This is a genomic window from Streptomyces syringium, from assembly GCF_017876625.1.
Classification (GTDB): domain Bacteria; phylum Actinomycetota; class Actinomycetes; order Streptomycetales; family Streptomycetaceae; genus Streptomyces; species Streptomyces syringius.
In genome coordinates, this window is sequence record NZ_JAGIOH010000001.1 from 514,889 (window position 1) to 537,656 (window position 22,768).

Annotated in this window: 21 protein-coding genes; 13 read left to right on the forward strand and 8 right to left on the reverse strand. The window is 71.5% G+C overall.

The window, feature by feature from the left end; all coding sequences use genetic code 11:
- Positions 1-87: 87 nt before the first annotated feature.
- Positions 88-3,729: a hypothetical protein gene (locus JO379_RS02325; RefSeq protein WP_209513535.1), complete on the reverse strand. Its 3,642-nt coding sequence runs from the start codon at positions 3,727-3,729 to the stop codon at positions 88-90.
- A gap of 254 nt (positions 3,730-3,983) precedes the next feature.
- Between JO379_RS02325 and JO379_RS02330 the strand changes: the two genes are divergently transcribed.
- On the forward strand, positions 3,984-4,643 hold the full coding sequence (locus tag JO379_RS02330) for a DUF6629 family protein (protein ID WP_209518445.1): 660 nt from the start codon (positions 3,984-3,986) through the stop codon (positions 4,641-4,643).
- A gap of 42 nt (positions 4,644-4,685) precedes the next feature.
- Here the strand turns inward: JO379_RS02330 and JO379_RS02335 are convergent, their stop codons facing one another.
- Complete coding sequence (locus tag JO379_RS02335; RefSeq protein WP_209513536.1) at positions 4,686-5,153, reverse strand: cupin domain-containing protein; 468 nt, start codon at positions 5,151-5,153, stop codon at positions 4,686-4,688.
- A gap of 174 nt (positions 5,154-5,327) precedes the next feature.
- On the opposite strand from JO379_RS02335, the gene JO379_RS02340 reads away from it, so the two are divergent.
- Positions 5,328-6,092: an alpha/beta fold hydrolase gene (locus tag JO379_RS02340; RefSeq protein ID WP_209513537.1), complete on the forward strand. Its 765-nt coding sequence runs from the start codon at positions 5,328-5,330 to the stop codon at positions 6,090-6,092.
- A gap of 229 nt (positions 6,093-6,321) precedes the next feature.
- On the opposite strand, the gene JO379_RS02345 is transcribed toward JO379_RS02340, so the two are convergent.
- On the reverse strand, positions 6,322-6,750 hold the full coding sequence (locus JO379_RS02345) for a hypothetical protein (RefSeq protein ID WP_209513538.1): 429 nt from the start codon (positions 6,748-6,750) through the stop codon (positions 6,322-6,324).
- A 360-nt stretch (positions 6,751-7,110) separates the two neighbouring features.
- Between JO379_RS02345 and JO379_RS02350 the strand changes: the two genes are divergently transcribed.
- The 6 genes from JO379_RS02350 (at position 7,111) to JO379_RS02375 (ending at position 12,803) form a co-directional block, all read left to right on the forward strand.
- Positions 7,111-7,992, forward strand: a complete 882-nt coding sequence (locus tag JO379_RS02350) for a hypothetical protein (RefSeq protein ID WP_209513539.1) — start codon at positions 7,111-7,113, stop codon at positions 7,990-7,992.
- Positions 7,993-8,085: 93 nt separating this feature from the next.
- Positions 8,086-9,768 (forward strand): murein biosynthesis integral membrane protein MurJ, encoded by a 1,683-nt coding sequence (gene murJ, locus JO379_RS02355; RefSeq protein WP_209513540.1) that lies wholly within the window; start codon positions 8,086-8,088, stop codon positions 9,766-9,768.
- Positions 9,769-9,846: 78 nt separating this feature from the next.
- On the forward strand, positions 9,847-10,266 hold the full coding sequence (locus JO379_RS02360) for a GNAT family N-acetyltransferase (RefSeq protein WP_209513541.1): 420 nt from the start codon (positions 9,847-9,849) through the stop codon (positions 10,264-10,266).
- Between the two features lie 373 nt (positions 10,267-10,639).
- Positions 10,640-11,203, forward strand: a complete 564-nt coding sequence (locus JO379_RS02365; protein ID WP_209513542.1) for a YceI family protein — start codon at positions 10,640-10,642, stop codon at positions 11,201-11,203.
- Between the two features lie 148 nt (positions 11,204-11,351).
- Positions 11,352-12,056 carry a lysophospholipid acyltransferase family protein gene (locus JO379_RS02370; protein ID WP_209513543.1) on the forward strand — a complete coding sequence of 235 codons (705 nt, stop codon included), beginning with the start codon at positions 11,352-11,354 and terminating at the stop codon, positions 12,054-12,056.
- Positions 12,057-12,170: 114 nt separating this feature from the next.
- Positions 12,171-12,803, forward strand: coding sequence for an AAA family ATPase (locus JO379_RS02375; protein ID WP_209513544.1), 633 nt, complete (start codon positions 12,171-12,173; stop codon positions 12,801-12,803).
- Positions 12,804-12,843: 40 nt separating this feature from the next.
- Here JO379_RS02375 and fabV read toward each other — a convergent pair whose 3' ends face one another.
- Both fabV and JO379_RS02385 read right to left on the reverse strand, forming a co-directional pair.
- Positions 12,844-14,052 (reverse strand): enoyl-[acyl-carrier-protein] reductase FabV, encoded by a 1,209-nt coding sequence (gene fabV / locus JO379_RS02380; protein ID WP_209513545.1) that lies wholly within the window; start codon positions 14,050-14,052, stop codon positions 12,844-12,846.
- A gap of 142 nt (positions 14,053-14,194) precedes the next feature.
- On the reverse strand, positions 14,195-15,253 hold the full coding sequence (locus tag JO379_RS02385) for an aldo/keto reductase (protein WP_209513546.1): 1,059 nt from the start codon (positions 15,251-15,253) through the stop codon (positions 14,195-14,197).
- Between the two features lie 156 nt (positions 15,254-15,409).
- On the opposite strand from JO379_RS02385, the gene JO379_RS02390 reads away from it, so the two are divergent.
- Positions 15,410-16,306, forward strand: coding sequence for a YwqG family protein (locus JO379_RS02390; RefSeq protein WP_209513547.1), 897 nt, complete (start codon positions 15,410-15,412; stop codon positions 16,304-16,306).
- Between the two features lie 50 nt (positions 16,307-16,356).
- On the opposite strand, the gene JO379_RS02395 is transcribed toward JO379_RS02390, so the two are convergent.
- Complete coding sequence (locus tag JO379_RS02395) at positions 16,357-16,725, reverse strand: bleomycin resistance protein (protein WP_209513548.1); 369 nt, start codon at positions 16,723-16,725, stop codon at positions 16,357-16,359.
- An 87-nt stretch (positions 16,726-16,812) separates the two neighbouring features.
- Here JO379_RS02395 and JO379_RS02400 point away from each other — a divergent pair, with 87 nt between their 5' ends.
- Positions 16,813-17,691: an SMI1/KNR4 family protein gene (locus JO379_RS02400; RefSeq protein ID WP_209513549.1), complete on the forward strand. Its 879-nt coding sequence runs from the start codon at positions 16,813-16,815 to the stop codon at positions 17,689-17,691.
- Between the two features lie 27 nt (positions 17,692-17,718).
- Here JO379_RS02400 and JO379_RS02405 read toward each other — a convergent pair whose 3' ends face one another.
- Both JO379_RS02405 and JO379_RS02410 read right to left on the reverse strand, forming a co-directional pair.
- Positions 17,719-18,021: a hypothetical protein gene (locus JO379_RS02405; RefSeq protein ID WP_209513550.1), complete on the reverse strand. Its 303-nt coding sequence runs from the start codon at positions 18,019-18,021 to the stop codon at positions 17,719-17,721.
- A gap of 236 nt (positions 18,022-18,257) precedes the next feature.
- Positions 18,258-19,187 carry a zinc-binding dehydrogenase gene (locus tag JO379_RS02410; RefSeq protein ID WP_209513551.1) on the reverse strand — a complete coding sequence of 310 codons (930 nt, stop codon included), beginning with the start codon at positions 19,185-19,187 and terminating at the stop codon, positions 18,258-18,260.
- A gap of 126 nt (positions 19,188-19,313) precedes the next feature.
- Here JO379_RS02410 and JO379_RS02415 point away from each other — a divergent pair, with 126 nt between their 5' ends.
- The 3 genes from JO379_RS02415 to JO379_RS02425 all read left to right on the forward strand — a co-directional run bounded on the left by JO379_RS02415 (position 19,314) and on the right by JO379_RS02425 (position 22,759).
- The gene (locus JO379_RS02415; protein ID WP_209513552.1) at positions 19,314-19,985 is read left to right on the forward strand and encodes a TetR/AcrR family transcriptional regulator; all 672 of its coding nucleotides are present in this window, start codon (positions 19,314-19,316) and stop codon (positions 19,983-19,985) included.
- 149 nt (positions 19,986-20,134) lie between these two features.
- Positions 20,135-21,532, forward strand: coding sequence for a cytochrome P450 (locus JO379_RS02420; protein ID WP_209513553.1), 1,398 nt, complete (start codon positions 20,135-20,137; stop codon positions 21,530-21,532).
- Positions 21,533-21,769: 237 nt separating this feature from the next.
- Entirely contained in the window at positions 21,770-22,759 is a 990-nt protein-coding gene (locus JO379_RS02425; protein ID WP_209513554.1) for an ornithine cyclodeaminase family protein, read from the forward strand.
- The last annotated feature ends 9 nt before the right edge of the window (positions 22,760-22,768 follow it).

The window sequence follows — 22,768 nt, forward strand, 5'->3', positions numbered from 1 at the left end:
GAACCAAGATGAGAATTCACCCATCCGATACAAAACGATCAGGAGAGTCTCGAACACCGAGCGGAACGGAATTCCCGGCTCGAAAGGCTAGACGCCGAGCAGAGAGGAGACCGGGCCGATGGGCTCCCATCCCGGGTCGCGCTCGGTGAGGCGGTCGAAGACACGGCGCCAGGCCGCCGCGTCGGTGCCGAGGCGGTCGCGTACCAGGGCGGCCACCTCCTCCAGGGCCGCCCGCACGGCAGCCGGGGCGTCGGTACGGCGGCGGGCGGCGTTGAGGTAGCCGAGGACCAGGGCGGCGGGGGCGACCTCCCCGACCAGCTCGGGGCCGGTCACCAGGCCGGCGCCGAGCAGGTGGTCGAGCTGGACGGTGAGCGGTTCGTGGAAGTGATCGCCCAGTCCGTGGCGGAGCCGGGCGCGTGTGGTTTCCGGATCCGCGGTGGTGGCCCCGCGGCGTGTGGGCACGGGCAGGTCCGCGGCGTGGCGGAGTCTGAGCTCGGCGGGAGCGCCGGGGTGGTTGACCAGCAACGACCAGTGCGGAATGGGCGCGCGGCGGTGTTCGGCTTCCAGCTCGTCCCAGTCCGGATCGCCGGGCAGGCCGTGGATCCGGCTCGTAGCCGACCATCGCTGGTCGCAGCGGCGCAGCCGCCCGGCGAACTTCTCCGTGGCCAGCTCGCGATCGGCGCGGGCGCTGAGGACGGCGACGGCGGCCGCGGGGTCGTCGGCCGCCAGCGCCTTCTGGCAGAGCCGGGTCACGGCGGGGCCGAGGTGGCCGCTGCCCACCAGGGAGGCGAGGCGCTGCCTGCCGCCGTGCCGCAGGAGGTTGAGGCAGCCGACGGTCTGCTGGGCGAGACCCAGGTGTTTGCCCATCCGGGCGAAGACGAGTTCGATGAGGTCCGGTTCGGCCGACTGGAGCCAGAGGGCGCCCCCGGGCGGGGTCGCGGCGGGGTCGGCCCGCAGCTCGCGGGTCAGTGTGCCCGCCACCCGGGACGGCGCGGTGGTGGCGATGCGCCGCCGGACGAAGTGGTGCTGGCTGTTGCGTATCAACGTCAGGTCGGTGGCAGGGTCCTGGAGGTCGGCCAGCCGGTGCTCCAGGTCTTCGGTCAGCCAGCGTGCCTGCTCGGCGAGGACCCGCAGTGCCTGTGGGTCGCGCAGCCGGAGGAGGTGCTCGAAGGCGGCCTGCGGGGTGTGGTCGTACCTGAGGAGATACGCGGCGAGCAGCCAGGGGCCGTCGGGCCCGAGGCGGGGCAGTACAGCGGCGACGGTCTCGGGACGCGCCAGGCAGAGCAGGGTGCCCACCGGCCACAGCCACAGGTGGTTCCCCCGGGCGAGGAGACGCACGGCGGCGTCGGGGCCGGCGGGGACGGGGGTGTGCCCCGACTCCCCGCCCTCGGTGTCCTCTCGCGGGGCTGCCATGCCGGCGCCGTCGGGTACGGGCAGCGTGCGGGAGCGGGCGAGGACCTCGGGCCAGGTGGCACCGTCGACCCGCCGCCAACTGTCGCTGTGGGCTTCTGCGGCCGCGGCCGCGGCCAGCCGCAGCCAGGCGTCCGCGTCGGTGCCGAGCTCGCTGTGGAGCAGTTCGGCGAGCGCGTTCCGCCAGGCCACGGGGAAGGCCAGGCGCCGCCAGTCGTGCGGCAGGTGGATCAACTGGCAGGCGGGGAAGGTGTGGAGGATGTCGTCGGCCTGGAGGATGCCGTGCGTGTAGGCCCGCTCGGCGAGGCGCCAGGCGGTCCTTTCATGGGGGCGGGCGAGCTCGGTCAGCACCTCGTCGCGGGTGGGAGCGGCGTACCAGCCGTCCTTGGGTGCGACCCCGTGGTCGCGGCAGGCGTCCATCAGCCAGTCCGGGGACTCCCAGCCGGGGCAGTCGACGAGGTCGTGATGGGCGAGGAAGTGGAGGCTGCCGGGGTCGTCGGGCAGAGGGGCGTCGTCGGGGCAGAGCGAGAGCAGCAGGTCCAGGGCGCTCAGGGCCGCCCGTTGGCGCGCGCCGCGTGGGGCATCGGGAAGGCGGTGGTCGGCTGGGTCCGCCACCGCCGTGGGGCAGGCCGCGTCCTGCTCGGGAGCGGGCTGTTCCCGGGAGCCGTGCCCCGCCTTCCCGTGCGTGCCGTCCGCCGGTGGTGTCCGCCCTGCCACCGTGAGGAGTTCGGGCAGGGTGCCGTCGAACGCGGGCACCAGGCGCGCCAGTGCTTCCCACGTCTCGGGGCGGTTCGAGAGGTGTGCCCGTGCGGCGGTGCGCAGTGCCTCGCGGGCGTCTTCGGTCAGCAGGCCGCGATCCGCCAGGGTGGCCAGCGCGCTCACGGCGCGGGCGGCGGGGCGGGCGAGCCGCACGATGTCGACGGGGTCCAGGAATCCCACACGGACCATTCCCGTGGCCCATTCGCCGGCGGAGTCGTCCAGCGGCTCCTGGGCCAGCCGCCGGGTGGGTGGGGTGAGGTTGCCGCCGTATCGGCCGTCGGCCCGCCACGACGCGTTCAGCACGCTGAGCGAGAAGTCTGCCCGGTCCGCGTCGGTGGCGTCCTCGTGCCGGACCAGTTCCTCGGCGGCCTTCGGCATGAAGGGGGTCAGCCGGTTGGCGGCGGCCAGGGCCCGGAAGTCCTGGGCGTACGGCTCGCCGATCAGCTCACGGAGGGTGCTGGTGCCGCGCACGGTGGCCAGCAGCCGGGTGAGCGTGGCGGGGTCCTCGTACGGCTCGCCCCGGGCACGCAGCAGGGCGGCGCCGTCCGGTTCGTCCAGCGCGGCGGCGGCTTCGGCGCTGATGTCCGGGTGGAGGTGACGCGTGGTCGAGGGGTCGGCGAGCATGCGCCGCACGGCGTCCGGACCGCGCAGCTCCCGGACGCGCACGAGGGCGTAGCGCTGGGCCGTCCTGCGCACACCCCGGCCGAGCGCCTTCACGACGAGTTCGGGGTCGCCACAGGCGAGCAGCGGGACGTGCCAGGTACGGGGGACGTCGCCCGTGGCGGAGAGCAGTTCGGCACGCAGCCCCGGCTCCAGCGGTACGCGGTGCGTCGCGTGGGCGATGGCGCGGCGCAGGGAGGGGGTGCACCGGGGGTTGCGGTAGACGGCAGCGTTGACGGCCGGGTCGTCGGCGGCGATGAGCCGTTTGAGGACGCGGGCGTCCAGCCTGGGGTGACCGGCGAGCGCGGCACGGGAACGTCGGTCGCCCCGGGCGGCCACGGTGGCCGTCAGGGCGGGGCCGGGGAGGGAACCCGTGGCCAGCATGTCGCGGAGGGTGGTGTCCGGCAGCGTGGGGAGGGCGGCCGCCGCGTCCTCCGGTGGGGCGTGTTCCAGCAGCAGGCGCACGGTGGCGGGCATGGTCCTGGGCGGGAGCGGTATCGGGTCGGTGGCCGGCTCCGGCTCGGCGGCGAGCAGCTCGGGCAGGGTGCCGCGGTACGTGCCCAGCGCGTCGTGGACGCCCCGCCAGCGGGCCGGATCCGTGCCGAGGTGCCGCGCGGCCAGCTCCCGCAGGCGGGCGGCCGCGCGGCCGCCGGGGACGACGGCGGGGCCCAGCAGGCCGGCCAGGGCGCGGGCGGGCCGGGCCCGCTCCACCAGTTCCGCCGCGAGCTCGTCGTCGAGTTCACCGGCCTGCCGCGCGGCGTCGGCGAGCCGGCCGAGGGCGGGTGCGGGGGTGCCCGGCGCGGCGAGCGCCGCGCGCAGGGCCGCGCCGGGCGCCACGCCTCCGCCGCCGTGCTTCCCGGCCTCCGGCTCCGGCGCGTCCTCCCCGAACAGCCGCCTCACCGCGGACCTGTCCTCCGGCGGCAACCCCGGCACCAACAGCCGAAGGGCATGACGCCGCGACTCCGCTTCGTGCCCGTACGTACGCGCCACCGGGCGCCCCCCTCTGTTCGTTCCCGCATCGTGCGACTCGATCCCACCACATGCCTGTGACAACGCCCTTCGGCGGATGGGTGCCGGTGCGCGCGACCGCCTTGGTGTGCATGCTGGAAGCGTCGAGTCACACGTGTTTCCGGCAACAGGTTCTGGGCGGCGTCATGTGCTGGAGCGCGACGGCGGACCTCGTGGCGGGCAGCGGCATCGCCGCGGTCGGGGTGGTCTGTGTGGTGCGGCTGCGCCGTGCCCGTGATCTGCCGCTCGGTGCGCTTCCGCTGCTCCTGGGGACCCATCAGATCGTCGAGTCCGCCGTCTGGCGTTCCGGCGGCGGTACGGGCCCCGCGACCTTGGCCTGGGCCGTCATCGCCCTGCCGCTGCTGGCGGTATGGGTTCCGTTCGGCGTATGGCTCGCCGCTCCGCCGGCCGCCCGGAGCCGGTTGGTGGCCCCCGCCGCCGTGGGCATCGCCACCTCCGGCGTCCTCGCGTACTTCCTCGGCACGCGGCCCGTGACGGCCCAGATCCGCGGCCACACGCTCGGCTACGTCCTCGACCTGCCGCACGCTCCGCTGATCGTCGGGGGTTATCTCCTCGCCACGGTCGGCTCTCTGCTGCTCGGTGGTGATCCGCTGTTGCGTCTCCTCGGGGTGCTGGTCGCGGCCGGGGCGGTGATCTGCGCGGCGCTGTGGCGGCTGGAGTTCATCTCCACCTGGTGCGCCTTCGCGGCGGTGGCGGCCGTCGTGATGCTCGCCTGGGTGCGGCGGCGCCCGGACGGCCCCGTGCCGCCGCGCCTGTCCGGTGCCCGGAGTCCGGCGGGCCGGTGAAGGCCTTTCCCTCGAACCGGCGCCCACCGCTCGGGAACGGACTCAGTTCGACGTCGTGCGATAGCGGCCGCGGAACTCCGCCAGCAGTTCGTCGGTCACCTCGGCACCCGCGGCCACCGCGGCGTGCACCTCGCGGAAGTACCCCTCGTATCCGGCGGGGGTGTACAGGCACAGGGCCCTCGCGGTCTCCGTGCCCGCGTTCCGGAAGCCGTGGGGTGTCCCCCGAACGGCCGCCAGCAGGGTGCCGGGGCCGGCGGTCACCTCGCCGTCCCCGTTGTGGAGGGTCAACTCGCCCTCCAGTACGTAGAAATACTCGTCGTGTCCGTGGTGGACGTGGGGCCGGGCGCCCACGATCCCCGGCTCCAGCGTGAACTCCTCGAAGGAGAACCGTCCCCCGGTGTGCTCGGCGGTCAGCTTGAAGAAGTGCCGGACCCCCGCCACGTCCATCAACTCCCCTTCATCGGGGCGTCGAAGCAAGGGCCGGGGGTCCGTCGTCTCGTGTTCGATCATCGTCGCATGATGCCAGGGCTCCCCCGTCCGGGCGTAGCGGAATACCGCACCGGTCGTCACGGCATGGCGTATTGACCCCACCCGACGGAGGTCGCGAGACTGGACCGCCCGGCAGCCGCCGACACCGGCTCCGGCCACCAGCACTGAGCGACCGCCTCACGACCGGGAGACGTGGTGACAGGACAGGTTGTTCCGCACGAGGTACAGGGCGGCGGCTCCGAACGGTGCCTGCTGCTCCACAACTGGTTCGGTGACCGTACGAGCTTCGGGCCGATGCGCGAGCACCTGAACGGTGACGCGTTCAGTTACGCGTTCCTGGACTGCCGCGGATACGGCGAGGCGAGGGACATGCCCGGCGCGTTCACCATGGAGGAGGCCGCCGGGGACGCCCTCGCCGTGGCCGACCGACTGGGCTGGGAGACGTTTTCGGTCGTCGGCCACTCCATGGGCGCGAAGGCGGCCCAACTGATGCTGCTGGACGCGCCGTCCCGCGTCCGCTCGATCATCGGGGTCTCTCCGGTGCCCGCGTCCGGATTTCCCATGGACGAGGAGACCTGGGGGCTCTTCGCCGGGGCCGCGGAGAATCCCGGCAACCGCAGGGCGATCATCGACAACACGACGGGCGGGCGGCACGACGATGCCTGGCTGGACGCCATGGTGAGCCGCTCGGTGGAGCGGTCCTCGCCGGCCGCCTTCCGCGCGTATCTGGACTCCTGGGCGCGCGAGGACTTCCACGAGCGCGTGGAGGGCAACCAGGTGCCGGTGCTCCTCGTCGCCGGGGCGCACGACCCGGCGCTGGGCGGCGAGGCGATGGAGTCCACGTGGCTGCGGTGGTACCCGCACGCGGAACTCGACGTTTTCCCGGACGCCGGCCACTACGCACCGGAGGAGTCCCCCGAAGCCCTCGCGGTGGCTGTGGAGCGTTTTCTCGGCCGGTGAAGCGCGGCCTTGACGGCCAGGACAGGAAGAGACCACCCCGCACCGGGGAAGAGGTGCGGGGTGGCGCCTTTTACGGGGATGACGGCCGGCCCGAAATGGAACCCTGCCGTGCCGTTTCCGAATTTGACTGCCGCAATGTGCGCGCCCTTCACCGGGGACATTAAAAAGGCGACCACCGAATCGGTGGCCGCCTTTGCAGATTACCCTCGGGGCACCTGGCTGAAAACCGTTATACAGGCTCGCCCGCGGTCGGCTTGGACGTCTTCGCGCGACGCTTTCGGGCCTGCGCCGGAACCTGCTGGGCCTCCCGGGAAGCAGCCACATAAGGCTGAAGAGCCTCAAGGTATTCCTTGAGGGTTTCCTCGCCCATGTCCAGCTCCCGGCGCTCGTAGACCACGCACGGTCGCATGGCGATCTTCGGGCTGCCGTCCTCGTTCTGCTCCCCCGTGTCGTACTCCTCGGTGCCCTTGGCTGCCACCAGAAGCTCGACCGAGAAAACACCCTCGGTGACATCCGGCTTCAGATCGTCGTGCTGGAGCAGACGCCCGTAGGTTGTCGTCGTAAGCGTCTGGCCGCCGACTACCGTAGTGGTGACAGCCTCTTCCACTCCCGGCTCACCCTTTTCGGATTCGTCGACCTGGACAAACTTGACGGCCATTGCGGTTTTCCCTTCTCGAAGACAGTCCAAATGATAGGCGAAAGTATGCCCGTTGAGCCAATCCGTAATAGAGAATGACCCCTTTTGGGCGAAGGGTGATTTTTGGTGTCTCTCAGGGTCTCTTGCTGAATCGTAAGAAGCCGAGGTTGACGGTCCATACGGTCAGTCGGGGCGGCCCCGGCCGGGGCCGCTCCCGGACGTCCCGGAGCAAGGCCGTTCAGGTTCCGTCGGAACCGATCGGCTCCGTACGCCGCGCCCCGGGACGGTAAGGGGACGAACGGACAGTCACACATCCGGGACACCGTCGTGGCGAGCCGGTGATGCCGCCCCGAGCACGGCACGAGGTCCTACGGTGGTCCCATGCCCAGAGTGCGCGACTACCCCCTCCGCCTGAAGCAGCCGGTGTGCGACGTGCAGGCGTTCCTGTCGAGCGCGGGTGGCCTCCGGCCGTACGCCCTCGCGTCGGCGGATTTCGAACCGCTGGTCCCCGGGGGCGAGGGCGCCGACGTCCTCGCGTTCGTCAACGACGTGCCCGCCGCCGAGCTGCCGCCGGAGTTCGGGGCGGCGTTCGGCGAGGGCGTTCTCTCGGAGCTGCGCGCGTGGTCGTTCAACGGCGTACCGCCGTACGCGGTGCGCGTGCGGCTGCGGGACGCGCGCTGGCGCGAAGGCGAGTCGACCGCCGCCGGCTTCGTGTGGGCCGGCCGGCGGGCCGCCCGTGAGGCGGGCCACTGCATCCATGAAGGCGTCCTCCCGCGCCCGTACATCACCCGCTGGCCGCCCGCCCGTACGGCGACGCACCCGGTGCCGGAGTACGACGCGCCCGGGCCCCGGCCGAGCGTGCCCGGCCGCCCCGTCCGTGATGTGCGCGTCCGGCTCGTCACGCCCGCCGCCTGCGGAGTCTTCGCCATGGCCACCACCGACTTCGAGCCGCTCCCCGCCGAGTCGGGCCTCCTCTTCGAGTTCGCCGCGGAGGTGCCGGAGGACCGTCTCCCCCGCGAGTTCGCGGACGCGTTCGAGCACGGGGTCCATCACGCGCTCTGCGCGTCCGGTACCCGCCGGGTGCCCACCGCGGCCTTCCGGGTCCGGCTGCACGACGCGAAGTGGCACGAGGTCGATTCCAACGAGGTGGTCTTCGCCAAGGCCGGCCGCAGGGCAGCCGCGGAGGCCCTGCGCTGCTGCGCGGAAGGCGGCGCCCCGCGCCCCGTCGACCCCTGGCCGTCCCACGGCGGACCCCGCGCCTGAGAGCGGTGCCATGTCGCACGGGGCGGGGTGCGTCCCGTCTGCCCGGATGCGACGGAGGACCGCGAATGATCTCGGCACCGTAGGTTTGAGCCCATGTCAGAGGGCAATAACACTGCGGCGACACGGTCGCGCGAACAACGGAGGCGGCGGCACGCCGCCCGGAAGCCGGGGGCGGACAAGGGCGGGCTGAGGCGCTCGTCCTTACTGATGGCGGCGGGGACGGTGGTGTCCCGGGCGACGGGACTGATCAGACAAATACTCCAGGCCGGCGCCCTGGGGACCGGCCTGCTCGCCACCACATACAACAACGCCAACGTCGTCCCGACGAGCTTGTACTTCCTGTTCATCGGAGGGGCTCTGAACTCGGTCCTGGTGCCCCAGCTGGTCCGGGCCCGGACCGAGCACCCCGATGGCGGGCTGGCCTTCGAGCAGCGTCTCGTGACGCTCGTGCTGTCCGTGCTCGGCATCGGCACGCTGCTGGCCGTGTGGGCCGCACCGCAGATCATCAGCGTCTACCAGACGGACTCACCGGAGAACCACGCCGCGTTCGAGCTGACCGTGGTCTTCGCCCGGTTCCTGCTTCCGCAGATCTTCTTCTACGGACTGTTCAGCATCCTGGGACAGGTCCTCAACGCCCGGGGAAGGTTCGGGGCGATGATGTGGACTCCGGTCCTCAACAACGTCGTCCTCATCGCGATGTTCGGCGTGTACGTCGGCATGATGACCATCCCGGACCGGGTGGAGGACATCACCCCGACGCAGGTGACGCTGCTCGGGCTGGGCACCACGCTCGCCCTGGCCGTACAGGCCCTCGCGTTGATTCCCTGCGTCCGCGCCGTCGGATTCCGCTTCAGGCCGCGCTTCGACTGGCGTGGCACGGGATTGCGCAAGAGCGTCGCGGCGGCTCGCTGGACGCTGTTGTTCGTGCTGGTCAACCTGCTGGCCACCACAGTGGTGACGCACTACGCCACCGCGGCGGACAGGGCACTGCCCCACGACGGTGTGGGCTTCACCGCCTACACCTACGCGCAGACGATCTGGATGCTGCCGCAGTCCATCGTCACGGTCACGCTGGTCACGGCGCTGCTGCCGCGGATGACCCGGGCCGTCGCCGAGCACCGCCTCGACGATCTACGAGGGGATCTCTCCCGGGCCCTGCGGGTCAGTGGCGTCGTCATCGTTCCCGCCGCCTTCTTCTTCCTCGCCTTCGGCCCGCAGATCGCGCAGCTGCTGTTCGCGCACGGCGCTGCCGATGCCGCGTCCACCCGTCCTCTCGGACACATGCTCCAGGCCTTCGGACTCGGTCTGATGCCGTTCTCCGCGCAGTACCTGCTGCTCCGCGGCTTCTATGCCTTCGAGGACACCCGTACACCGTTCCGGGTGGCCCTGTGGGTCAGTGCCGTCAATATCGGCCGGGCCACCGCCTGTCATCTCTTGCTGCCCGCGCGTTGGGCGGTCACCGGCATGGCCGCCGCCTATGCCGTCTCCTACGCCGTGGGCCTCTTGGTCACCGCGCTGATGCTGCGGCGGCGTCTGCACGGCCGGCTCGACGGCCGGAGGCTGTGCCGCACCTACGGCAAGCTCACGGCGTCCGCGGTGCCGGCGGGAACGCTCGGCTGGCTCGCGGGCCGTGCCTGTCCGACGGGCCTGGTCGCGGCCGGGTGGGCGCCGGCCCTGAGCCTGGCGGCGGGGGGCGTCACGATGGTGTTCCTGTTCGTGCTGCTCGCGAAGGCCTTCGAGATCGGCGAGTTGCGGAGCCTGCCGGGCCTGCGGTGATCCGGGCGTAGCGGGTCCGGCGCGGTCCGGGGAATACTCCGGTGCGCGTCCCGGCTGCCTGTGGCAGGGTCGTCCTTCATGATCGACGACTATGAGTTCACCAGCGACCCGGCCCGCCTGGACGGCGCCTTGATCCATCACTGGCTCTCCACCGACGCCTATTGGGCGCTTGGCCGTTCCCGCGAGAAGCAGGACAGCGCGATGGCCGGTTCGCTGAACTTCGGTGCCTACGAGAAGGCGTCGGGCGCGCAGGTCGCCTATGCGCGGGTGGTCACGGACCGCGCCACCTTCGCCTGGCTGTGCGATGTCTACGTCGACCGCCGGGCACGGGGGAAGGGACTCGGTACGGCGCTGGTCACGGCCGTCCGTGACCACCTCGCGCCCTTCGGCCTGAACCGCATCCTGCTCTCGACCGGGGACGCCCACGGCGTCTACGAGAAGATCGGCTTCCAGCCGCTGGAGACTCCGGGTAACTGGATGGCGTACGGGCGGCTGTAGCGGCCGGGCCGGTTCAGACACCCCGGTCGCGGTCGCAGAGCATGTACACGTCGCACCAGGCGAGCGGGGTGAGTACCCGGTCCCTGACGCAGGAGGCGGGGATCACGTCACGGGGAGCCGGCGGCTCGTCCGGCTCCCCGGTGGCGGTGGACGGGTCGAAGGCCGCGACGATGCGGCGGAACCGGTGCAGGTATTTCAGGGCGAAGGTGGCCCGTAGCCGAGCTCGTCCCGGCGGTGGCGGTCGAGGGCCAGGTCGTGACCACCGCCTCCGAACACGTTCCCCACCCGGTCACCGTACCCGCGTTCCCCTCCGCAGGAATCCCACGCGCTCCCGTCCTACGCTGGCTGAAGGGGCACGTACCAGGGAGCTGCCATGGTCACGACGAAGTGGGTCTTCGAGCCCGGTCACACCGGTGCGGAGTTCTGCGCGAGGCACATGATGGTCACCTACGTGCGCGGCCAGTTCAAGAACGTGCGCGGCGTGATGGAGGTCGATCCCGACGAGCCGGAGAAGGCCCGTGTCGAAGCGACGATCGACGCGACCCAGGTGTACACCGGGCAGCCCGAGCGTGACGCCCATCTGCGCAGTGCCGACTTCTTCGCTGTGGACGACCACCCGACCTGGACGTTCGTCTCCTCACGCGTCCACCAGGTGAGCGCGACCGGGTTCGAGGTCACCGGCGATCTCACCGTACGCGGAGTGACGCGTCCCGTGACCTTCGACGTGTCGTATCTGGGGCAGTGGGACACTCCTTGGTGGGAGGACGGCCGGGACATCGGGCCCAGGCGGCGCGCCGGCTTCACGGCCAAGGCGCGGGTGAACCGACATGACTTCGGGGTCAGTTGGAACGATGTGGTCGACCGGGGCGGGGTGGTCGTGAGCGACATGATCGACGTCATCGTCGACGTCGAGGCCGTGCGCGAACCGGCGAAGTAGCGGGCGCGTTCGCGGCACGGTGCGCGAACACCACTTCCGGCCACCCCCGGCGCTCCTCTCATGGCTCAAGTGGCACTCTCCCGCTCCTCGCTCCCGCGGTCTACCGTCCCTCGGCACGGGGGTCGCTGACGGAGAGAGGCTCACTGACTTGTTCTACTACGTGTTCAGGACCGTGGTACTGGTGCCGTTGCTGCGGTGGCTCTTCCGGCCGAGAGTCGAGGGGCTGGAGCACGTGCCGCACGAGGGGGCGGCGATCATTGCGGGGAACCATCTGTCGTTCTGCGACAGTTTCCTCATGCCCGTGATGATCAAGCGCCGGGTCACCTTCCTGTGCAAGAAGGAGTACTTCACGGGCCGCGGCCTCAAAGGCCGGCTGACCGCGGCGTTCTTCCGGGCCAACGGGCAGATCCCGGTGGACCGGTCCGGTGAGGGGGCCGGACGGGCGGCGGTCGAGGAGGGCCTGCGCGTGCTGGGCAGAAGGGAGCTGCTCGGCATCTATCCCGAGGGGACGCGCTCGCACGACGGGCGGCTCTACAAGGGGAAGGTGGGGGTGGCGGCCATGGCGATACGGTCGGGGGCGCCGGTGATTCCGTGCGCGATGATCGGCACCTTCGAGTCCCAGCCGATCGGGCGCCGGCTCCCGCGTCTCATGCCGATCACCATCCGCTTCGGGAAGCCGCTGGACTTCTCCCGCTACGCGGGGATGGAGGAGCGGCGCGAGGTACTGCGGGCCGCCACGGACGAGATCATGTACGCGCTCCTGAAGCTGTCGGAACAGGAGTACGTCGACCGGTACGCGGCCGAGGCCAAGGCGGAGCAGCAGACGCGGGTCCTGGCCCACCAACCGCGCTGACGCCGGGCGCGCCGGCCGGCCCGGCAGCACACCGGGCCGGCCGGGGCGGACTGTCGTTTCGCGCCAGGGCTGTCGTTTCGCGCCACAGGAAGACGGTCTCGTAGGGTCTTGTCCATGCTCCTGTGGATCAACGGCCCCTTCGGAGGGGGAAAGACGCAGACCGCGCACGAGATCCAGCGCCGACTCCCCGGCAGCGTCGTCTGCGACCCCGAACACGTCGGCTTCGGCCTGCACCGGATGATGCCCCCGGCCCTGCGCGGGGACTTCCAGGACCTCCCGGCCTGGCGGCAGGGCGTGTACGAGGTACTGGACCGGGCACTCACCGCGCACGGGGGCACGGTGATCGTGCCGATGACGGTCGTGGAGCCGGAGTACTTCCGGGAGACCGTCGGCCGGCTGCGGGAACGGGGCCATGACGTACGGCACTTCGCGTTGCTGGCCCGGCGGGAGACGGTGCTGCGACGGCTGAGTGAGCGTGGCTTCGGGCACGCCGTGCGGCTCGTCGCCGGCAAGGACGCACCCTTGCGCCGGGAGAGCTTCGCGGTGTCGAAGCTCGACGTGTGTCTGGAGCGGCTGCGCGAGGCGGAGTTCGCCGAGCATGTGTGGACCGACCACATCCCGGTCGCGCGGGTCGCCGACCACGTCGCGGACTCCGCCGGTCTGACGCTCACCCCGAATACCGACAGTCCGCTCCGGGGCCGGCTGCGGCGGGCGTGGACGGGGGCACGGCACATCCGGTTCGACTGACGGGCAGTTCTTTCGGCTGACGCGCAGTGCGCGGCGCGGGTCAGCTGGTGGGAGCGGGCCAGGGCACGTCGGTTTCGACGGCGGCGGTGTAGTCGACGCCGGGGACGCGGAAGCCGTAGAGACGGCGGACTTCGTCGCCGAACCAGTCGAGGTCGGCGAGTTCGGTGATGGTGTCGCTGGTGGCGGTGGACCAACGTTCGGCGACGGCGTGCTGCACGGCGGGGTCGAGTTCCCAGGTGTCGAGGCGGATCCGGCCCTCGTCGTCGAGGTCGAGGGGGCGCGCTCCGGTCAGCTGGTCCCACAGCTCCACCAGTTGACCGATCGGGGCCACCATGGCGTCGCCGAGGATGCCGCGCAGCAGCCCGACGTACAGGGCGATGCCGGGGACGGCGGTGGAGGACTGGGTGACGGCGGCGGCGTTGACCGAGGTCACGGCCCGGCCGCCCAGCATCGTGCCGAGGCGCTCGTCCAGCCTGCGGGCGGTGGCTTCCAGATGGGACTTCGCGGCGCCGATGGTGCCCTGCCGGTAGAGCGCCGCGGTGAGCGGCGAGCCGATGTAGGACAGGGCGGCGGTGGTGAAGCCGTCGGCGAGCAGGGACCGGTCGGCCAGGAACGTGATCCAGCGTTCCCAGTCGGTGCCGCCCATCACCGCCACCGTCTGCTCGATGTCGTCGCCCTCGGCCGGTGCGGCGGTGATCTCCTTCACCTCCGGGGCCCCGTACTCGTCGAAGACGAGGGTCTTGGTGGTGTGCGGCGAGCCGATCGGCTTGAGGACCGAAGTATGCAGCCGGCCGGTGTCCGGGTCGGTGCGGCGGGGCGCGGCCACCGAGTAGATCAGGTAGTCGAGCCGGCCCCCGAACCGCTCGGCGAGGAGGTCGGCGACCTGCTCCTTCATGGTGTCGCTGAACGCGTCGCCATTGAGGAAGACCATGTCACGCCCGTACTGTCGGGCGAGCCGGGCGGTGGCGGCGGTGCGGTACCAGCCGGCCGTGCCGGTGCGCCGCGCGGGCGCCTTCTCGAAGCACACGCCGATGCCACGGATACCGACACGGGCCAGGCCCGCGATCGTGGCGGCCAGGCCGTAGCCGGCGGACGAGCCGATGACCAGAGCCACCGGCCCTTCGCCCCCGGCCGCGACCGGGGCGGGGACGGCCTGCCACATCTCGTCCACCAGCTGCCGGCAGCCCTCGGGATGGGAGTCGAGGAAGAGGAAGCCCCGGCTCTTGGGCGCAATGACGTGTTCGCTCACGGTGTGGTGTCCCAGGTGTCGTCACGGACAAGAACGCGGCGGCCGCCTCGGCCACCCCGTCCCGCAAGTCTGCGGCCGTACGGACGGACACGGTGATCTTGACCGGCACAACGATGCCCGGCCGGGCTTGGAGGGTTTCCCTCTAGAGGATCTCGCCGGTCGTACGGCGATAGGTGGAGCGTCGGTCCTCGATGGCGGCCCACCGGTCGCCGTAGACGTTCTCCGTGATGCCCGGCTCCCGCAGGAAGTCGTGGGGGAACCCGAGCTCCACCGCGCTCACCTCGTCGAGCCGTTCGACGGCGGCCGCGTCGAGTTCGACCTCGACGGCGGCGAGATTGTCGGCGAGCTGGCTCTCCTTGGTGGCGGCGATGATCGGGACGATGTTGCCGGGGCGGCCCCGGAGCCATGCCAGCGCCACCTGCGCCGGGCTCCAGCCGCCCTGTTCGGCGATCTCCACCACCGCGGTGATGATCTCGTCCTCCCTGCGGTCCGTCCCGCTGTCCCAGCCCGGGGCGTTCAGCCTGCCCGTCTCGCCGCGCCGGTACTTGCCGGTCAGCTTGCCGCCCGCGAGCGGGCTCCACGCCAGCACGGCCAGGTCGAAGGCGCGGGCCTGCGGCAGCAGTTCACGCTCCGGTGTCCGCTCCAGCAGGCTGTAGCGCAGCTGCGAGCCCGCGAAGGAGGTCCATCCGCGCAGCTCGGCGAGTGTGTTGGCCTGCGCGATCTCCCAGGCGGGCCAGTCGGAGACGCCGATGTAGAGCACCTTGCCGGCGCGGACGAGGTCGTCCAGCGCCCGCATGACCTCCTCGACCGGTGTGAAGTTGTCCCGGGCGTGCACCCACAGCACGTCGAGGCGGTCGGTGCGCAACCGGCCGAGGCTCTCCTCCACCGATCGCACGAGGTTCTTGCGGTGGTTGCCCGCCGCGTTCACATCGCCCTTGCGGGTGGCGCAGGTGTACTTGCTCGCCAGGACGAAATTCTCGCGGCGGCCGTCGAGCAGCTCACCAAGAATGGTCTCCGAGGTGCCGTCGGTGTAGATGTCGGCCGTGTCGATGAAGTTGCCGCCCGCGTCGGCGTAGGCGTCGAGGATGCGCCCGCTGGTGTCCTTGGCGGCTCCCCATCCCCAGTCGTCGCCGATGGTCATGGCGCCCAGGCTCAGCTCGCTGACGCGCAGACCGGTCCTGCCGAACAGTGTGTATCGCACGGTGTTCCCTTCGGGTGAGGTCGTGTCCACGACGCTACGAGCTGGAGCGTGCTTCAACGCAAGCTCTCCGGAAGGGGTGTCCTACCCGGGGGTTACGCTCTCGATTCGCCGCGGCAGGAGCCGCCGTGCGTGACCGGTTCGTCAGGAGTGCCCGCCATGGTTCGTACCACCCCGCCCCGCCCCCTCGACGTGGAGGCGCTGTTCCCCGAGGTCGTCCCCTACCGCAGGGACGCGGTCCGGCTGCACCCGCGGCCCGGGAGCCCCGGAGTGCGGGAGAGCTCGCTGGGCGGGCCGGTGCTGTGGCCGCGGTCGGTGGACTGGCCGCACTGCGACGACGACCACCCGTCGACGGCGTTCGCGCCGCCGCCGGGATCCGGTGCGCTGCCCTTGGTGCCCGTACTCCAGTTGTTCGCCGCCGATGTGCCCGAGCTGCCCTTTCCCACTGGAACGGACGTCCTTCAGCTCCTGTGGTGCCCCTTCGACCACAGGGCCGGCTATGTGCCCCGCCCTGAGCTGTACTGGTGGAACAGTGCCCGGTGCGAGGGCGCACCCGTCGCACCGCACCGGCCGGCCGGTGCCCACGACGACTACCTCCCGGACCCGTGCGTGCTGCACCCGGAGCGGGTCACCGAATACCCGAACCGGGATCTGCCCGAGGACATCGCCGACGCGCTGGAGGAGCGGTTCGAGGAGGTGGAGGAGGAGACCGGTTGGTCGTACTGGTCCCACCTCTCGGTGCCGCACGGCGTCAAGGTCGGCGGATACCCGACGTGGACGCAGGATCCGTACTGGCCCGACTGCGCCGGATGCGGCCTGCGCATGGACCATCTGCTGACGGTCAACAGCAGGGAGTTCGACGGGGAGTCGTGGCGGGGCTGGCTGCCCTTGGAGGACACGCCCGCCACGGGCGAGATCTGGGACCTCCCCTACGAGGAGCGCCGGAAGGTCCAGGGGCCGCCGGGGCTGATGCTCGGTGACATGGGCGGCATGTACCTCTTCGTCTGCACCCGGTGCCCCGACCGGCCCTACGCCTACCACTCCGACTGCTCGTAGCGCTCGGGCAGCAGCGCTGCACGGTCCCGCATGGCTGCCGCCTTGTCGTCTCAGCGCTCGGCGGCGAAGTGGACGCAGTTCCCGGCGGGGTCGCGCAGCGCGAACTCGCGGCCCGCGGGCGAGTCGCCCACCGCGGTCATGGCCGGTCCGGAGACGTCCGCGTAGTCGGTGGAGACCACCCGGGACCACTCCTCGTGCAAGGCGTCGAGGCCGACGACCTCCACCCACGCGGAGGTGTTGTCCGCGACGACCTGGTGTTCCGTCCGGCTGATGAACAGCTGCACGTCACCTCGGTGGATGCCCGCGAAGTCCGGGTCCGCGAAGTCCTCTTCGAAGCCCAGGGCGTCGACCCAGAAGGCGACGTCGGCCAGCACGTCGACAGCGGTCAGAACCGGGACGGCGCCGGTGAATTTCACCATGACGGACCCCTTTCGCGTGGTTGCCGTGCAGATGGGGGACCCAGGCTATCGGCGAAGCGGCGCCGCGGCCCGATTAGGGTGGCCCGCATGTCTTTTTCCAGCCCACTGCTGACCGACCTCGTCCGGCGTGTGCCGCCGCCGGCCCGCCCGACGGGCGGTCAGGGCGACTGGGCGGCCGTGGAGGCTTCGCTCGGGACCCGTCTGCCGTCCGATTTCAAGGCACTCGTCGCCACCTACGGCCGGGGGGAGTTCTGTGACGTCATCGGGCTGTGCACCCCGTTCGGGGAGGACAACCCGGTGCGGCTCACGGCGGATCTGCTCGAGGACTACGGCTCGTCGCGGGAGATGTTCCCGGAACGCTACCCGTATCCGCTGTTCCCGGAACCGGGCGGGCTGATCGCCTGGGGACTGACCGATGCCGGCCACCATCTGTGCTGGCTGACCGTGGGAGAGCCCGATTCCTGGCCGGTGGTGGTCTGGTCGCGCGACGACGACCACGAGGAATACGACTGCTGTGCCACCGACTTCATCGAGGGCTGGGTCAGCGGCCGGATCGTCTCCGAGGTCATGCCCGACGACGAGGGCCTCGCTCCGTGGTTCGACGCGGCGCGCGAGGAGGTCCATGTGTACGTGCCGCTGTCGGAAGGCCCCCTGCCCTACCCGGAGCGGCTGCGGATCCTGCGTGAGGCCTTGGCGCCCACCGTCGACCGGGGCAGCTTCCACTCCGCGTACGGCGACAGCCGCCAGGACCACTTCGCGACCGTGGAGACCGGTTGGCGGCTGACGTACGAGACGGCGTACGGCCATCAGATCCGGGTGGCGTTCCCGCCCGGGGACAGTGAGCGGGCCCGCCGTGCGGTGCTCGGGGCGGTGGCGGCGATGGGCTGCGAGGTGCTCGGGGCGAACACCGTGCACGGCGTTGCCGCGTGGGGACCGACGCCCTCTCACCCGGGAACGCGCGGGTGACGGTGGCCTCTGCCGCCCAGCGGTCCGCTACTGGATAACCTCGTAGATCTCCTTGTAGCCGGATACCGCATGAGTGTTCATCGTATCGATCAGTGACTGGGCGTTCTCATCCGGATTCACGAAGAACGCCCGCTCCATGGTGAAGTACTGGTCGAGACTGTCGAATTCCCATTGACAGACAACCGTATCCATGGGGCCGGAGTAATCGACGTAGATTCGCCGGTTCGCGTATCCGGCCTCTTCGAACACCTTGGTCAGGGTCTTGAACGCCGCTACCATCTCCGGCGCCTTCCCGCGTTCAGCTTGGTAGACCTCGCGCATCATGTACATGATCTGATCCTGCTTTCCTGCTCGAGCAGTAATCGACTAGCAGGCGCTATTTTCATGTTAAGTCATCAAAATGCCGCCCGCATGCCTGGCGAGGTACGGATGCGGAGGCCCCCGTGAGGCCGGGGCGCGCGTTCCTCGGGAGCCGACATAGGCAGGCGGCTGATTTCGCCTTTCAATCTTGCGATCGCACGCTCCCCCAACTACCGCTGGGAGGTGCCCCCCAATGCCGCGGTCCATCAAGGGATGTCCAGCACCGCCTTGCCGTGCAGCCGGCGTTCGAGCAGGGCGCCGATCGCGTCGGCGGCCTCGTCCCAGCCGCCGCGCCAGGAGATCTGCGGGTCGAGCCCGCCCGTGGCGACCCTGTCCGCGAGCCAGGCCAGATCCGGGGCGAGCCCCGGGCAGCCGAGCAGGAAGAAGCTGGCGATCGCACGGTCGTGCCGGCCCTGGTCACCGAAGAGCGCACCGAAGGGCAAGGTCTCGCCCTGCCCCGCGGAGTGCCCGACCGCGACCAGGGTGCCCCGTTCGGCCAGCTTGCCGTAGGCGTCCACGAGTTGCTGCCCTCCCACCAGCTCCACGACACCGTCGACCGGCCCGTCGACCTGGAGCGGCCCGTTCACCACGTCGTGGGCTCCCAGTGCCAGGAGGCCGTCACCGTGCTTCCCCGGGTCTCCCGTGGAGGCGATGACGTGCGCTCCGCCGAGCCGGGCGAGCTGCACGGCGTACCGGCCGACGCCGCCCGTGGCTCCGGTGACGAGGACGCGCCTGCCCAGGACGGGCCCGATGCGGTGGAGGGCGCGCAGGGCGCTGGCGCCCGCCACGGGCACCGTGCTGATGGCCCCGGGGTCGGCTCCCGCCGGGACGACCCCCATCAAGGCCGTGTCGACGGCGCGCAGTTCGGCCCAGGCACCGTCGGCGCCGAGCGTGACCACGGGGGTACCGGCCGCGGGGCCGGAGCCGTCGGCGGCGGCCCGCTCCACGACTCCGGCCGCATCCCAGCCGAGAACGGCGCCCTGGGGCGCGCCCTTCAGGCCGAACTCGACCTCGCCGTGATTGAGGGACGTCGCCGTCACCCGCACCAGGGCCTGATGCGGGGCGGGCCGGGGGTCGGGGGCCCGGCCGAGGCGGAGGCCGGCGGGCACGGAGCGGTCGACGAGCAGAGCACGCATGGGGTGCACCTTTCACTGGGGTCGAATCGTCACTGGCAATCGGATCGGTGACGACCGGAAGCACAGTTATGCCACTGAGTGGCATAAGCGCGCAAGTGGCATTCACCCCTCGGGTACGCTTGCGTCATGAGCAACGCGCTGCCGTCCCGCGACCCCGACGACCGGCTCCCGCTGCGCGAACGCAAAAAGCTGCGCACGCGAGCGGCCCTGACCGACACCGCCCTGCAGTTGTTCACCGAGCGGGGCTTCAACGGGGTGACGCTCGACGAGCTCTGCGACGCGGTGGAGATCTCCAAGCGCACGTTCTTCCGCTACTTCGCCGGCAAGGAAGACGTCGCCATGGCACCGACCCAGGACCTGTGGCGGGCCTTCCTGGAGGACCTTCGGACGCGCGAGCCCGGGGACGGCCCGGTGCTGGAGATGCTGCGGGACGCCCTGCTCGCCGCGATGGACCGGATGTCCGCCGATGGCTGGGCCCACCGCGTCCTGCTCTCCCGCCGGCTGGCCGCCGTCACCCCGTCGATGGACGCGCACGGCCTGCACTTCTGCCATGACACCGGCCGGGCCGCGCGCGCCACCCTGCACCGCCGCCTCGACCTGGACGACCCCGACGACCCGCGCACCCGGCTGGCCGTGGACATGCTGGTCGCCGCCTTCCACTGCGCCCTGGACACCTGGATGGCCGGGCCGGGCACCCCCACCCGCGCCGACCTGGCCGCCCATCTGCGGGACGTCTGCGCGGCCCTCCCCGGCAGCCTCACCCTGACCGCCGGTCCGCGCCCACCGGGGCAGCCCTGAGCGGTAGCCCTGAGCCAAAAGCGCGACCCGCGGGGTTCGCTGTCAGCGCGTCATCACATCACCTGATTCCGCCTTTTACACGGTCGAGCAGTGGGTAATCATCATTAATACCCACTTCGAAGGACTTCGTACTGCCTGGGGGCCGTGTCATGACCGCGACCACTCTGCCGCTCCGTCCCGTTCCCGGCCCGCGCGGTCTGCCGCTGTTGGGGAATCTTCCCGCCTTCGGCCAGGACCCGCTGACCTTCCTCACCCGGCTTCGCGACGAGTTCGGGGACGCGGTGACGTGGTCGCTGGGACCGAGGCGCAGCCTGTTCGTCTCCCGCCCCGAACACATCGCCGAGCTGCTGGGTGCCGTGGAGCGCACCTACGACCCGCTCGTGATCGGCTGGGCGTTCCAGCAGGTGACCGGCCGGAGCGTCATCCTCAGCCAGGGAGCCGACTGGCGCCGCAAACGCTCCCTCGTGCAGCCGACCGTGCGCCCCCGCCAGGTCCGCGCGTACGCCGCGACCATGGCCGACTGCGCGCGGTGGTCGGCCGACCGCTGGACGGACGGCGGGCGCATCGACGTACGCGGGGAGATGGCGCTGCTCACCCAGCGGATCGTGGTGCGGACGCTGTTCGGCAACGACATCGGCGACCAGGCCCGCACGCTGGGCGACGCGATGGTCGTGGCCCAGCGGGAGGTCGGGGCCGAGCTGCGGGGCATCACTCTCTTCCTGCCGTCCTGGGTGCGTACGCCGTCCCGCCGGCGGCTGCTCGCCGCCGTCGCGACCATCGACGCCGAGGTGCACCGGCTGATCGGTGAGCGCCGGGCCGCGGGTGCGGGCACCGAAGCGCGCGACGACCTGCTGGGCAGGCTGCTGGCGGCCCGGGACGACCAGGGGCGGCCGCTGTCCGCAAGGGAGGTCCGCGACGAAGCGGTGACGCTCTGGGCCGCCGGTCAGGAGACCACCTCCACCGTGCTGACGTGGGCCTGGTACCTGCTGTCGAGGTCACCGGAGGCCCGGTCCCGGCTCGACGAGGAACTCGACCGGGTGCTCGGCGGGCGGCTGCCCACCATCGACGACTACGAGCGGCTGAGCTGGACCCAACAGATCGTCAAGGAGGCGCTGCGGCTGTATCCGCCCGCATGGCTGATCGCCGCCGTCGCCCGTAAGGGATCGACCCTCGGCGGTACGGCCGTGCCGCCCGGCACGATCGTGTGGTGCAGTCAGTGGTCCACCCACCGCGACCCCCGCTGGTTCCCCGATCCGGCGGCCTTCCGCCCGCAGCGCTGGGATCCCGACGCCCCCGATCCGGTCCCCGACCACGCCTGGTTCCCCTTCGGTGGCGGTCAACGCTCCTGCCTGGGGGCCCGTTTCGCCCTGGTCGAGGCCGCCATGGTGCTGGCCACGGTGGGCCTGCGGTACCACGTGGACGTCGATCCGGGCGAGGCGGCGGTCCGGGCCGGTCTGCTGCTCCAGCCGGCCACCGCTGTGCACGCCACCGTCCGCAGCCGCGCGTCCCGTACGCCGGGGCGGGAAGACAAGGAGTCGGGCGCCTGAGCAGGCTCACCCGGGTGAACGCCACTGCGCCCCGTGCGGCGGGCGGGTGACGGCGCACCGGCCGGGGGCCCGGCGGCACGGACACGGGGCGGACAGCGCGTACAGTCGAACACGTTCGGACGCGTACGAACGATGAACGTGCCCGGCGGCGCGGTGTGTTCGTGGCCGCGTCGGCCCCGGACCGCGGGCCGGCGCCCCGGCCGTGCGGCGGGACGGCGAATCGGGAGGCTGAGGCGTGTGCTGGTTCTGGGTCCCACCCAGGTCGAGGCCCTGCTCGACCTGGACGAGCTGATCGACGCCTTGGCGTCGGCGATGGCCGATCTGAGTGCGGGCCGTGCCTCGGCGCCGGACCGGGTCGCCGCGCTGGTGCCCGAGAGCGAGGCGCTGCTGGCCGCCATGCCGGGCCATGTGCCGTCGGCCGGGGTGCTCATGAGTAAGCTGGTCTCCCTCTTTCCCCACAACACGGGAACGCCGCTGCCCACCCATCAGGCGCTCATCGTCGTGTTCGACCCTCAGACGGGTGAGCCCGTGGGCCTGCTGGACGGGACGGCCATCACCGCGGAACGCACCGGTGCCTGCTCCGCGCTGTCGGCGCGGCTGCTGGCCCGCGAGGACGCGTCCGTGCTGGCCGTACTGGGCACCGGGGTGCAGGCCCGTTCCCACGCCCGCGCCATGTGCCGGGTCCGCCCGATCCGGCAGATCCGGGTGGCGGGCCGGAACCCGGCGAAGGCGGCCGCCCTGGCCGAGGACCTGTCGTCCGTACTCGACGCCGAGGTACGGGCGGTGCCGACCTGCGCCGAGGCGCTCGACGGCGCCGACATCGCCGCCGCGGCCACCCACACCACGGAACCGGTGGTCCGCCGCCCCTGGCTGGCGCCCGGCGTGCACATCACCTCGGTGGGGTACAACCCGAAGGGCCGTGAGATCGACGATGCCACCGTCGCCGACGCGCTGGTGTGCGTCGAGTCGCGGCGGACCGCGCTGGCCCCCTTCCCCACCGGCAGCAACGACCTTCTGGAGCCGATCCGCGACGGCGTCATCACCGCCGGGCACGTCCACACCGAGCTGGGCGAACTCGTCGCGGGCGACAAGCCGGGGCGCACCTCGCCGGAGCAGATCACCCTCTACAAATCGGTCGGTGTGGCGGTGCAGGACGCGGCCGCCGCGGCCCTGGTCCTGGCCGCCGCCCGCGAGCGGGGCATCGGCGAGGAGATCACCCTGCGGTAGGGGGCGTGG